The 12,602-nt window shown below is 71.3% G+C and carries 11 protein-coding genes and 1 pseudogene; 7 read left to right on the top strand and 5 right to left on the bottom strand.

Going from position 1 to position 12,602, the window contains the following annotated elements; translation table 11 throughout:
- Positions 1-37: 37 nt before the first annotated feature.
- Positions 38-634 carry a TetR/AcrR family transcriptional regulator gene (locus tag ACH4D5_RS35270; RefSeq protein ID WP_398311053.1) on the bottom strand — a complete coding sequence of 199 codons (597 nt, stop codon included), beginning with the start codon at positions 632-634 and terminating at the stop codon, positions 38-40.
- A 160-nt stretch (positions 635-794) separates the two neighbouring features.
- On the opposite strand from ACH4D5_RS35270, the gene ACH4D5_RS35265 reads away from it, so the two are divergent.
- Complete coding sequence (locus tag ACH4D5_RS35265; protein WP_398311050.1) at positions 795-3,014, top strand: NADP-dependent isocitrate dehydrogenase; 2,220 nt, start codon at positions 795-797, stop codon at positions 3,012-3,014.
- Between the two features lie 79 nt (positions 3,015-3,093).
- Here ACH4D5_RS35265 and ACH4D5_RS35260 read toward each other — a convergent pair whose 3' ends face one another.
- The gene (locus ACH4D5_RS35260) at positions 3,094-3,849 is read right to left on the bottom strand and encodes a LysR substrate-binding domain-containing protein (protein WP_398311047.1); all 756 of its coding nucleotides are present in this window, start codon (positions 3,847-3,849) and stop codon (positions 3,094-3,096) included.
- A gap of 57 nt (positions 3,850-3,906) precedes the next feature.
- Here ACH4D5_RS35260 and ACH4D5_RS35255 point away from each other — a divergent pair, with 57 nt between their 5' ends.
- Positions 3,907-4,314, top strand: coding sequence for a DUF5997 family protein (locus ACH4D5_RS35255; protein ID WP_398311044.1), 408 nt, complete (start codon positions 3,907-3,909; stop codon positions 4,312-4,314).
- Between the two features lie 45 nt (positions 4,315-4,359).
- On the opposite strand, the gene ACH4D5_RS35250 is transcribed toward ACH4D5_RS35255, so the two are convergent.
- From ACH4D5_RS35250 to ACH4D5_RS35240, 3 genes and pseudogenes are all read right to left on the bottom strand, one after another.
- On the bottom strand, positions 4,360-5,292 hold the full coding sequence (locus tag ACH4D5_RS35250) for an RNA polymerase sigma-70 factor (RefSeq protein ID WP_398311041.1): 933 nt from the start codon (positions 5,290-5,292) through the stop codon (positions 4,360-4,362).
- 20 nt (positions 5,293-5,312) lie between these two features.
- The gene (locus ACH4D5_RS35245; protein WP_398311278.1) at positions 5,313-5,786 is read right to left on the bottom strand and encodes a carboxymuconolactone decarboxylase family protein; all 474 of its coding nucleotides are present in this window, start codon (positions 5,784-5,786) and stop codon (positions 5,313-5,315) included.
- Between the two features lie 123 nt (positions 5,787-5,909).
- Positions 5,910-7,148, bottom strand: a pseudogene (locus tag ACH4D5_RS35240) (MFS transporter); the annotation flags it as partial.
- Between the two features lie 55 nt (positions 7,149-7,203).
- Between ACH4D5_RS35240 and ACH4D5_RS35235 the strand changes: the two are divergent.
- The 5 genes from ACH4D5_RS35235 to ACH4D5_RS35215 are packed head-to-tail and all read left to right on the top strand — an operon-like array spanning position 7,204 to position 12,600.
- Complete coding sequence (locus ACH4D5_RS35235; RefSeq protein ID WP_398311038.1) at positions 7,204-8,205, top strand: DUF5937 family protein; 1,002 nt, start codon at positions 7,204-7,206, stop codon at positions 8,203-8,205.
- Between the two features lie 45 nt (positions 8,206-8,250).
- A complete protein-coding gene (gene argC, locus ACH4D5_RS35230; RefSeq protein ID WP_398311035.1) occupies positions 8,251-9,279 on the top strand; it encodes an N-acetyl-gamma-glutamyl-phosphate reductase in 1,029 nt (342 codons plus the stop codon).
- Positions 9,276-10,427, top strand: coding sequence for a bifunctional glutamate N-acetyltransferase/amino-acid acetyltransferase ArgJ (argJ, locus tag ACH4D5_RS35225; RefSeq protein ID WP_398311032.1), 1,152 nt, complete (start codon positions 9,276-9,278; stop codon positions 10,425-10,427). Before argC ends, argJ begins: the two co-directional genes overlap by 4 nt.
- A complete protein-coding gene (argB, locus tag ACH4D5_RS35220; RefSeq protein ID WP_398311029.1) occupies positions 10,424-11,398 on the top strand; it encodes an acetylglutamate kinase in 975 nt (324 codons plus the stop codon). The genes argJ and argB overlap by 4 nt, the downstream gene beginning before the upstream one ends.
- Positions 11,395-12,600 (top strand): acetylornithine transaminase, encoded by a 1,206-nt coding sequence (locus ACH4D5_RS35215; protein WP_398311026.1) that lies wholly within the window; start codon positions 11,395-11,397, stop codon positions 12,598-12,600. Before argB ends, ACH4D5_RS35215 begins: the two co-directional genes overlap by 4 nt.
- Positions 12,601-12,602: the final 2 nt, after the last annotated feature.

Here is a 12,602-nt window from a genome sequence, read left to right as displayed (position 1 = left end):
GTCGCGGCTGCCCCCGCCTGCGTCTCCGTGGCGGCCGTCACGCCTCCTCCGGTCCGAGATGTGCCTCCAGCGCCGCGTCGAGCAGCGCCTCCACGTCCTCGGCGCCCGTGGCGAGGCGCAGGCTGCCCCAACCCCACAGCTGGGCGATGCCGTGCAGATTCGCCCAGAGCGCGCCCGCGACGACCCGTGCACCCGCGCCGGTGGCGGGGCGGGCCTCGGCGACGAGTCCGGCCAGCGTTTCGAAGAGGGGCAGGCTGGTCTCGCGCAGGCCGAGCTGATTGCTCTCCAGCAGGTCGTGGCGGAACATCAGCTCGAACATCCCGCGGTGGGCGGCGGCGAACCCGAGGTAGGCGCGGCTCAGCGCCTTCAGCCGTGTCCGCGCGTCCTGGTCTGCCCCGTCCGTCAGGGCCCGCGCCGCATCGGCCGCCAGTTCCTCGAAGCCCCGCCGCGCGATCGCGGACAGCAGCGACACATGCGTGGGGAAGTACCGCCGGGGCGCACCGTGCGAGACCCCCGCCCCGCGCGCGATCTCCCGCAGCGACAGTGCCTGTACGCCTCGCGTCGCCACCAGCTCGACGCCCACGTCGACCAGCCGGGCCCGCAGCCCAGTGTCCTGCTCAGTCTGTTCGGCCATAGACAGTGTCTACTACGTATCGGTAGACACTGTCTACCGAACGGCCGTCTGGATGTAGACGGTGTCTACGCAGATCGGGCCCCTAGGCCCTGTCCTTCAGGGGGGAGGTAGGAGATATCTTGATGTCGAGCAATGTTGCAGACGCGGAGCGGAGCACCCGGTGACTGACTCGACCATCATCTACACCCACACTGACGAGGCCCCGGCCCTGGCGACCCATTCGTTCTTGCCGGTGGTCCAGGCCTACGCCTCGACGGCCGGTGTCGGCGTGGAGACCCGCGACATCTCGCTCGCGGGGCGCATCATCGCGAGCTTCCCGGAGCGTCTCGAGGAGAGCCAGCGCATCTCCGACGCCCTCGCCGAGCTCGGCGAGCTGGCCAAGACGCCCGGCGCGAACATCATCAAGCTGCCCAACATCTCGGCCTCGATCCCGCAGCTGAAGGCCGCGATCGCCGAGCTGCAGGGCCAGGGCTACGCGCTCCCGGACTACCCGGACGACCCGAAGACCGACGAGGAGCGCGACATCCGCGCCCGCTACGACAAGGTCAAGGGCAGCGCCGTCAACCCGGTCCTGCGCGAGGGCAACTCCGACCGCCGCGCCCCCGCGTCGGTCAAGAACTACGCCAAGGCCCACCCGCACCGCATGGGTGCCTGGACGGCCGACTCGAAGACGAACGTCGCCACCATGGGCGAGAACGACTTCCGCTCGACCGAGAAGTCCGCGGTCATCACCGAGGCCGGTTCGCTGCGCATCGAGCTCGTCGGCGACGACGGCTCCACCACCGTCCTGCGCGAGTCCGTACCGGTCCTCGCGGGCGAGGTCGTCGACGCCTCCGTGATGCGCGTCGCGGCGCTCCGCGAGTTCCTGAAGCAGCAGGTCGCCCGCGCCAAGTCGCAGGGCGTGCTCTTCTCCGTGCACCTCAAGGCCACGATGATGAAGGTCTCCGACCCGATCGTCTTCGGCCACGTGGTCCGCGCCTTCTTCCCGAAGACCTTCGCCGCGCACGGCGAGACCCTCGCCGCCGCCGGCCTGACGCCGAACGACGGCCTGGGCGGCATCTTCAAGGGCCTGGAGTCGCTGCCCGAGGGCGACAAGATCAAGGCGTCCTTCGAGGCCGAGCTGGCCGAGGGCCCCGAGCTCGCCATGGTCGACTCCGACAAGGGCATCACCAACCTGCACGTTCCCAGCGACGTCATCGTCGACGCCTCCATGCCGGCCATGATCCGCACCTCCGGCCACATGTGGGGCCCGGACGGCGAGGAGCACGACACCCTCGCGGTCCTTCCCGACAGCAGCTACGCGGGCATCTACCAGGTCGTCATCGACGACTGCCGCGCCAACGGCGCCTTCGACCCGGCCACGATGGGCTCCGTCCCGAACGTCGGCCTGATGGCGCAGAAGGCCGAGGAGTACGGCAGCCACGACAAGACCTTCGAGGTCCCGACCACGGGCACCGTGCGCGTCGTCGACACCGCGGGCAACGTCGTCCTGGAGCAGACCGTCGCCGCCGGCGACATCTTCCGCATGTGCCAGACCAAGGACGCCCCGGTCCAGGACTGGGTGAAGCTCGCCGTCACCCGCGCCCGCGCCACCGGTACCCCCGCCGTCTTCTGGCTGGACGAGACCCGCGCCCACGACGCCGTGCTCATCGGCAAGGTGCGGCAGTACCTCGCCGACCACGACACCGAGGGCCTGGACATCCGCATCATGTCCCCGGTCGAGGCCACCGCGTTCTCCCTGGAGCGCATCCGCCGCGGTGAGGACACCATCTCCGTCACCGGCAACGTCCTGCGCGACTACCTCACCGACCTGTTCCCGATCCTGGAGCTGGGCACCAGCGCCAAGATGCTGTCGGTCGTCCCGCTGATGAACGGCGGCGGCCTCTTCGAGACGGGCGCCGGCGGCTCCGCCCCGAAGCACGTCCAGCAGCTGGTCAAGGAGAACTACCTGCGCTGGGACAGCCTCGGTGAGTTCCTCGCCCTCGCGGTGAGCTTCGAGCACCTCGCCACCACCACGGGCAACGCCCGCGCGCAGATCCTCGCCGACACCCTGGACCGTGCCACCGCCACGTTCCTGGAGAACGACAAGTCGCCGAGCCGTCGCCTCGGTGGCATCGACAACCGCGGCAGCCACTTCTACCTCGCCCTGTACTGGGCGCAGGAGCTGGCCAAGCAGACCGAGGACGCGCAGCTCGCCGAGGCGTTCGCGGCGCTGGCCAAGACGCTGGCCGAGCAGGAGCAGACCATCGTCGACGAGCTCATCGCGGTGCAGGGCTCCCCGGCCGACATCGGCGGCTACTACCAGCCCGACGCGGCCAAGGCCTCCGCGGTCATGCGCCCGTCCGCGACGCTCAACCAGGCGCTGTCGACCCTGGGCTGACGCTCGCACGCGGCAATTGCACGCAGTAAGTGAAGGAGGGGCCTCCCGCCACGTGGCGGGAGGCCCCTCCTGCGTGAAGCTACGAGCGGCGCCGGGGCTTGCCGCGCTTGGCGGGCTTGGGCCGGGCCGCACCGCCCCGCTTGGCCTGTGCGGCCTTCTTGGCGGAGGGCTTGGCCGGAGTCCTCGGCTTGGCCTTGGCCTTGGGCTGCTCGGGGGCCTGCGTACGGCCCCGGGAGCTGTTGACCGTACGGCCCCGGACGATCCCGATGAAGTCCTCGACGAGGTCGGGCGTGGTCTCCGCCTCCGGCCACGACAGGGCGACGCGCGACTCGGGGGCGCCCGTCACCGTGCGGTAGGTGAGGTCCTTGCGGTGGTGCAGACGGGCCAGCGACTGCGGTACGACGAGGAGGCCCACGCCCGCCGCGACCAGGTCCACGGCGTCCGAGGTCGTCGCCGGACGCTCGTACGCGGGCAGGCCGGGCCGGGTCTCCCACTCCAGGGTCTCGTCGAGCGGGTGGAACACGACCTCGTCGGCGAGATCTTCGGGGGACACCTCCTCGACCGCCGCCACGACGTGGTCCTTGGGGACCACGACGACCGTCGTCTCTGTGTAGAGGGGGATCGCGCTGAGGTCCGTGCGATCGATGGGGAGCCGTACGAAACCGGCGTCGGCGCCGCCCGCGCGCAGCAGGTCGGGCGCCTCGGCGGCGGCCACCGGGAGGAGGGTCAGCGGGATGTCGGGCAGTCGCTCGTGCCAGATGCGCACCCATTTGGCGGGCGTCACTCCGGGAACGTAGGCGAGCCGGAACGACGGGGGTACTTCCGAGCCTGTCACCTCGCCAGGCTACCCGGCGTGGTCAGGAGTAGCGCACATGCTCGATACCCTGGTCCCATGACGTCGCACCAGACCACCCAGACCATGAAGCCCGCGACCGCGGCGAAGAAGCTGGGTGTGTACCTCCAGGCCACGCCCGCCGAGTTCCAGGAGGGTGTCGTCTCGCGCAGCGAGCTGAACGCGCTGCAGGCCGACCCGCCCGAGTGGCTCCAGGAACTGCGGCGCAACGGCCCGCACCCCCGCCCCGTGGTCGCCGCCAAGCTCGGCGTCTCCATCGCCGGCCTCGCGCGCGGCGGAGTGACCGAGGCGCTCACCACGGAGCAGATCGACGCGCTGAAGGAGGAGCAGCCCAGCTGGCTGCGCCAGGAGCGCGCCGTGCAGGCCGAGGTGCGCAAGGAGACGGTACGCATCAAGGAGAAGCAGGCGGAGCAGGCGGAGAAGCGCGCGGGCCGCGCCGACGACTAGCCCGGAGACTGGACCGTACGGCTACCGGGCGGCTGGGGCGGTGGATCAGAGCGGCCGCCTCACGGCCCGCATGGCGTGCCGCGTCTCGCGGTCGACGGCCCAGACGTCCGCCACGGGACCCAGGTGCCCGAGCTTGTCGGGGTTGATGATCAGGCGGATCGCGCGGATCCGTCCGTCGGCCACTTCGAGCGCCAGCGTGTTGAGCACCTTCCCGTCCCGGTCACGGAAGACTGCTCCGGGCCCGCCGTTCAGCTCCCGCGTCTCCAACGTCACGCCGATCGACATCAGCGCCGGGAAGCTGACGGCGAGCAGCTGCGCGACCTTCTCGGTGCCGGCCACGGTCCTGGACAGCTGCGGGCCCTTGCCGCCGCCGTCGCCGACCATCGTCACGTCGGCGGCGAGCAGCTTCCGCAGGCCGGTGACGTCCCCTTCGCTGAGGGCGTCGAAGAACCGCGACGCCAGTTCCTCCCGCTCCTCGCGAGCGGCCCGGAAGCGCGGCCGCCCCGCCTGCATGTGCCGCCGGGCCCGCACGAGCAACTGCCGGCACGCGGCCTCCGACCGTTCCACGGCCGCGGCGACCTCGTCGAACCCGAAGCCGAACACCTCCCGCAGCACGAACACGGCCCGCTCCAGCGGGCTGAGGCGCTCCAGCAGCAGAAGCGCCGCCACCGACACCGATTCGGCCAGCTCCACCGACCGCGCCGGATCCTGATACGGATCGTTCAGCAGCGGCTCGGGGAACCACGGGCCGACGTACTGCTCGCGCCGTACCCGCGCGGAACGCAGCACGTCGATCGAGATCCGTGTCACCGCGGCCGACAGAAAGGCCTTCGTCGACGTGGGCAGGGTCGTCGTGGCGTCGAAGCGCAGCCACGTCTCCTGGACCGCGTCCTCCGCCTCGGCCACACTGCCGAGAATCCGGTAGGCGATCGAGAACAGCAGCGACCGCAGCTCCTCGAACTCCTCGACCTTGCTCACGCCGACCCCCCGTCTTGACGTCAGTGGACCTGCCCGGGCACGTAGTCGCCCGCAGGCTGCCGGCTGATGACGTTCAGCCGGTTCACCATGTTCATGAAGGAGATGTACACCACCAGGGCGGTGAGCTCCTCCTCGTCGAAGTGCTCGGCGGCCCGCGCCCACACCTCGTCGCTCACCCCGCCGGCCGCGTCGGCGACCCGGGTCCCCTCCTCCGCCAGCTCCAGCGCGGCGCGCTCGGCTTCGGTGTAGACCGTGGCCTCCCGCCACGTCGCCACGAGGTGCAGCCGCACCGCGGTCTCGCCCGCGGCGGCGGCGTCCTTGGTGTGCATGTCGGTGCAGCCCGCGCAGCCGTTGATCTGGCTGATCCGGAGCGCCACCAGCTCCCGGGTGGCCGCCGGCAGCGTCGAATCCTGGAGCGTCTGCACACCGGCGAGGAAGTGCTTGATCGCCTTGCCGGCCTTGGGCTGGGTCATGTAGTTCAGTCGCGCGTCCATGGTGGGTTCCTCCGGATCGTCGGTGACCTGCAACCCCGAGACGAGACAGCACCGCGCCCTGTGACACGGCCGGGTGTGACGTGCGTCTCCACCGGGAGAGTTCCGGGCTCCCGAACTCGGCCTCGGTGTTGCCGGCAGCTCTCGGAGTGCGCGGACGGGGGAGCAGAAGACCGGCAGGAAGGCGCAGGCCAGGCACACCGCGCCTGCCCATACGACGATGCGTACGTTCGCGGCCTCACCGATGAGGCCGGCGAGGGCGGAGCCGACGGCCAGGGCGCCGGTGAGCACGAAGCGGAAGGTGGCGTTCATGCGGCCGAGCAGCGGGTCCGGAGTCAGGTGCTGGCGCAGGGTGACGCCGAGGACATTGTCGATGCCCGTCTGGGTCATGGCGACCAGCCACCCGGCGCCGGCCACCCACAGCCACAGGCCGGTGTCGACCAGTGCGACGGCCAGTGCGGCAGGTGCGCACCACAGCCCGGCCAGGGCCAGAGCGCGGCCGTGGCCGAGGCGGGCGGCGAGCGGGCGGGCGAGGCGGGCACCGAGCAGGATGCCCAGGCCGCCGGCTGCCCAGTACAGGCCGAGTGCTCCGGCGGGCAAGTGCAGTTCGCGGGTGAAAAGCACCGGCAGCATGGCGTTGATCATCTGTGCGCCGAGGTTGGCGAGGGCCGCAGTGAGCGCCAGGGGCCGCAGCTCCCGGGTGCCGAAGACATGGCGCAGTCCTTCGCTGATCTCGGTTCGTAGCCGGCGCCTGACGGTAGAGGGCTTGGTGCGAGTGTCGTGGCGGGCGATACCGGTCAGGCCGCACGCGGAGGCGAGGTAGGCGAGGGCGCCGCCGAGAATCGCCAGGGGTGCCGTGAGGAGTTGGACCATGAAGCCGCCGGCGCCGCGGCCGGCGATGTTGGCACCGGCCATCAGGCTGACGATGGCGGCGTTCGCCGGCACCAGGCGCTCGCGGCCGACCAGTTCGGGCAGGACGCTCTGCGAGCCGACGTCGAAGAACACGGTGGCGCAGCCGGTCAGCAGCACCACCGCGTACAGCTGCGGCAGCGAGAGCACACCCAGCCACCAGGCGACCGGGATCGAGGCGAGCAACACCGCGCGAACGGCGTCGGCGGCCACCAGCAGGCGGCGCCCGGGCAGGCGGTCCACCCACGCGCCCGCGGGCAGTCCGATGAGCAGGAAGGCGGCGGTGGACAGTGCGGCCAGCGCGCCGACCTGGCCGGGGCCGGCGTCGAGCGCGGTGACGGCGAGCAGCGGTATCGCCACATAGCCGACATTGCTGCCGAGGTGGCTGAGGGCGCTTGCGGCGAAGAGCGTGCGGAAGGCGCCCACGCGCCACGGGGAATCAGGGGCTTCGGTCATGCGGCGTACGCTGCGGGACCCGCGCGGCTCTCCCCAGAGATTTAGTCTGAGCTAAATGATCGAGATCGAATTCACCATGGAAGACGTGGCCCGCACCCGCTTCGCGATCTCCCCGCTGTGGGAGGTGGTGGCAAGCGTCCGGGTGCTCAAGGGCGCCGACACACACGGGCTGCACCGCACCTGGTCGGATCAGGTACGCCCGCGGCTCGCGTCGGCCGGCCTCGACCTGAGCCCGCTGTTCGACCTCGTCCCGATGCCCGAGCGCTCGCCCTGGGCCGGCCTCGTCCCGGGGTTCATCTGCCCACCGCCCACGACACCGCTGCCGTCGCTGGAAATCGAGCTGGCCACGGTGCGGGCCATGCCGCCGGCGCTGCTGCACACCACGGCCGGGGTGCCACAGGCCCGGCTGGCGGCGCTGCGCGGCAATCCGGCCGCCGAACTCGCACGGCTGGCGGATGTGATCGAGGCGTACTGGGAGCTGGCGCTGGCCCCGTACTGGTCGCGCATCCTCACCCTGCTGGAGGACGACATCCGCTACCGCGCGGGCCGCCTGGTCGCCGCCGGCGCGCAGCACCTGTTCACCGACCTCGACCCGCAGGTCAGCTGGGCTCAAGGCACCCTGCACCTGGAACACCGCACCGTGCGCGGAGCGCGTCGGCTCGACGGCCGGGGCCTGCTGCTGGTGCCCTCCGCCTTCGTCTGGCCGCGCGTCTTCTCCGTGCTCAAGGAACCGTGGCAACCGTCGCTGCGCTATCCGCCCCGCGCCGTCGGCACGCTCTGGCACCCCCGGCCCGCGACCGGCCCCGACGCCCTGGCGGGGGTGCTCGGCCGCTCCCGCGCGCTGATCCTGGCCGAGCTGACCGCCCCCGCGTCCACCACCGAACTCGCCCGCCGCACCGGCCTGACCCCGGGCGGCACCTCCCAGCACCTCACAGCCCTGCGCAACGCCGGACTGGTCAGCGCCCACCGCGCGGGCAGACAGGTCCTGTACGCACGTACCCAAGCCGGCCAGACAGTGACGGAGGCGGCAGGGGCGGACTCACCCGGCATTGCATAAAACTGCGACGGAACGTATAGTCATGCCATCCAAGAGGAGGGTTCCATGAGGGTACGCGCAGCAGTGGCAGGGGCGAGTGGGTACGCGGGCGGCGAGCTGCTGCGTCTGCTGCTCGGTCACCCCGACGTGGAGATCGGCGCCCTCACCGGCAACTCGAACGCGGGCCGGGTGCTGGGCGGCCTGCAGCCGCAGCTCGCGCCGCTCGCCGACCGCGTCCTGGAGCCGACCACCGCGGACGTGCTCGCGGGGCATGATGTGGTCTTCCTCGCCCTGCCGCACGGGGAGTCCGCCGCCGTCGCCGAGCAGCTCGGGCCGGACGTCCTCGTCGTGGACATGGGGGCCGACTTCCGGTTGAGGGACGCGGGGGACTGGGAGAAATTCTACGGCAGCCCGCACGCCGGCACCTGGCCCTACGGCCTGCCCGAACTGCCCGGCGCCCGTGCCGCGTTGGCGGGCACCAAGCGCATCGCGGTGCCCGGCTGCTACCCCACCGCCGTCTCGCTCGCCCTCTTCCCCGCGTACGCCGCGGACCTCGTCGAGCCCGAAGCGGTGATCGTCGCGGCGTCCGGCACCTCCGGCGCGGGCAAGGCGGCCAAGCCGCACCTCCTCGGCTCGGAGGTCATGGGCAGCATGTCCCCGTACGGGGTGGGCGGCGGCCACCGGCACACCCCCGAGATGATCCAGAACCTGAGCTCCGCCGCGGGCGTCCCCGTCAGCGTCTCCTTCACGCCGACCCTCGCCCCGATGTCCCGCGGCATCCTCGCCACCTGCAGCGCGAAGGCCAAGCCGGGCGTCACCGCCGAGTCCGTGCGACAGACGTACGCGAAGGCGTTCGCCGACGAGCCGTTCGTGCGGCTGCTCCCCGAGGGGCAGTGGCCCGCCACCGCCTCCGTATACGGGTCGAACGCGGTGCAGCTCCAGGTCGCGTACGACGAGGCGGCCGGCCGCGTGATCGTCGTCAGCGCCATCGACAACCTGACCAAGGGCACCGCGGGCGGCGCCCTCCAAAGCATGAACATCGCCCTCGGCCTCGACGAGACCACCGGGCTCACTACGATCGGAGTAGCGCCGTGAGTGTGACGGCAGCCAAGGGATTCACGGCCGCGGGCATCGCCGCCGGAATCAAGGAGAACGGCAACCCGGACCTGGCCCTCGTGGTCAACACCGGGCCCCGCCTGGCCGCCGCGGGCGTCTTCACCTCCAACCGCGTCAAGGCCGCCCCGGTCCTGTGGTCGGAGCAGGTCCTCAAGGGCGGCCTCGTCTCCGCCGTCGTCCTCAACTCCGGCGGTGCCAACGCCTGTACGGGTCCGCGGGGCTTCCAGGACACGCACGCCACCGCCGAGAAGGTGGCCGACGTCCTGTCCGTGAACGCCGGTGAGGTCGCCGTCGCCTCGACCGGGCTCATCGGCGTGACCCTCCCCATGGACAAGCTGCTGCCGGGCGTCGAGAAGGCCGCCGGTGAGCTCTCCGCGCACGGCGGCGAGAAGGCCGCCATCGCCATCAAGACCACCGACAGCGTGCACAAGACGTCCGTGGTCACCAAGGACGGCTGGACCGTCGGCGGCATGGCCAAGGGCGCGGGCATGCTCGCCCCCGGCCTCGCCACGATGCTCGTCGTCCTGACCACGGACGCCGACCTCGAAGCCGACGTCCTGGACCGCGCCCTGCGCGACGCCACCCGGCTCACCTTCGACCGCGTCGACTCCGACGGCTGCATGTCGACCAACGACACGGTGCTGCTGCTCGCCTCGGGCGCCGCCGAAGTCACCCCCGAGTACGCCGAGTTCGCCGAGGCCGTCCGCGAGGTCTGCGCCGACCTCGGACGGCAGCTCATCGGCGACGCGGAGGGCGCCAGCAAGGACATCAGGGTCGACGTCGTGAACGCCGCGAGCGAGGCCGACGCCGTCGAGGTGGGCCGCTCCATCGCCCGCAACAACCTCCTCAAGTGCGCCCTGCACGGCGAGGACCCCAACTGGGGCCGGGTGCTCTCCGCCATCGGCACGACCTCCGCCGCCTTCGACCCGAATCAGCTGAACGTCGCCATCAACGGCGTCTGGGTCTGCAAGAACGGGTCCGTCGGTGAGGACCGCGACCTCGTCGACATGCGCTACCGCGAGGTCGTCATCACCGCCGACCTCGCGGCCGGTGACGAGACCGCGACGATCTGGACCAACGACCTCACCGCGGACTACGTCCACGAGAACAGCGCGTACTCCTCATGAGCAAAGACCCCGGCGGCCAGCCCACCGCCCGCAAACACACCGCGCTCCCCAAGGCCCAGATCCTCATCGAGGCGCTGCCCTGGCTGACCCGGCACCGCGGCAAGACCGTCGTCATCAAGTTCGGCGGCAACGCCATGGTCGACGAGGAGCTGAAGGCCGCCTTCGCGCAGGACGTCGTCTTCCTGCACCATGCGGGCCTCAAGCCCGTCGTCGTGCACGGCGGCGGACCGCAGATCAGCAAGGCCCTCGACCGGCACGGCATCATCAGCGAGTTCAAGGCGGGCCTGCGCGTCACCACCGAGGACGCCATGGACGTCGTACGCATGGTGCTCGCCGGACAGGTGCAGCGCGAGCTCGTCGGGCTGCTCAACCGGCACGGCCCGCTCGCCGTCGGCCTCACCGGCGAGGACGCCCACACCATCACCGCCACCAAGCACCGGCCCCGCATCGAGGGCGAGCTGGTCGACATCGGCCGGGTCGGCGAGATCACCGAGATCGACACCGGCGCCATCGAGGCGCTGCTCGCCGACGGCCGCATCCCGGTCGTCTCCTCGATCGCCCGTTCCCAGGACGATCACCATGTCTACAACGTCAATGCTGATACGGCGGCTTCGGCACTCGCTGCGGCGCTTGATGCCGAGACCCTGATGGTCCTCACCGACGTCGAGGGCCTCTACGAGGACTGGCCCAACAGCGACGAGGTGATCAGCCGTCTCACCGCGAAGGAGCTGGAGAAGCTCCTGCCGGAGCTGGCCAGCGGCATGGTCCCGAAGATGGAGGGCTGTCTGCACGCCGTGCGCAACGGCGTCGAGACGGCCCGCGTCATCGACGGCCGCGTCCAGCACTCGATCCTGCTGGAGATCTTCACCGACGAAGGCATCGGCACAATGGTCGTGCCCGACCAGGACGACAGCACCACCGACGACACCACCACCGACGACAGCGTCACCGACACGAAGGGGGAGTCATGAGCAACCAGGAGCTGACCGCGCGCTGGCAGGGCGCGCTGATGGACAATTACGGCACGCCCCGGCTGCCCCTCGTGCGCGGCGCGGGCACCAAGCTGTGGGACGCCGACGGCAAGGAGTACCTCGACTTCGTCGGCGGCATCGCGGTCAACGCCCTCGGCCACGCCCACCCGGCGCTCGTCGAGGCCGTGAGCACCCAGATCGGTGCCCTCGGCCACGTCTCGAACCTCTTCGTCGCCGAGCCGCCCGTCGCGCTCGCCGAGAAGCTGCTCGGACTCTTCGGGCGCGAGGGCCGGGTGTACTTCTGCAACTCCGGCGCCGAGGCCAACGAAGGCGCGTTCAAGCTCGGCCGGCTGACCGGCCGCCCGCACATGGTCGCCACCCAGGGCGGCTTCCACGGCCGCACCATGGGGGCGCTCGCCCTCACCGGCCAGCCCGGCAAGCAGGAGCCGTTCCTGCCGCTGCCCGGCGACGTCACGCACGTCCCGTACGGCGACGTGGAGGCGCTGCGCGCGGCCGTCACCACCGACACCGCCTTCGTCGTCATCGAGCCGATCCAGGGCGAGAACGGCGTCGTCGTGCCGCCCGCGGGCTACCTCAAGGCGGCCCGGGAGATCACCGAGGCCACCGGCACGCTCCTCGTCCTCGACGAGGTGCAGACCGGAATCGGCCGCACCGGGCAGTGGTTCGAGTACCTGGCGCACGACGGCGTACAGCCGGATGTCGTCACGCTCGCGAAGGGTCTGGGCGGCGGGCTCCCGCTCGGCGCGACCGTCGCGTTCGGCGCCGCCGCGGAACTCTTCAAGCCCGGTCACCACGGCACGACGTTCGGCGGCAACCCCGTCGCGTGCGCCGCGGGCCTCGCCGTCCTGAACACCATCGAGGCGGAGGGCCTCCTGGAGAACACCAAGCGCGCGGGCGAAAAGCTGCGCGACGGAATCGAGTCACAAGGGCACCCGCTGGTACGGCACGTCAGGGGTGCGGGCCTGCTGCTGGGTATCGTGCTCACCGAGCCGCTCGCGCCGCGGGCGCAGCAGGCGGCTCAGGACGCCGGCTTCCTCGTGAACGCGCCCGCCCCCGATGTCGTACGGCTGATGCCGCCGCTGAACGTGCGCGACGACGAGGTGGAGGCGTTCCTGAAGGCACTGCCCGGCATCCTGCACAAGGCCGCCGAGGCCGACGGGGACGGACGATCCGGAGAATGAGA

The sequence above is a fragment of the Streptomyces sp. NPDC018029 genome (genome assembly GCF_044327655.1).
Lineage (GTDB): Bacteria > Actinomycetota > Actinomycetes > Streptomycetales > Streptomycetaceae > Streptomyces.
Note: the sequence above shows the minus strand (reverse complement) of the source record. Positions and strands in the feature narration are given on the sequence as shown.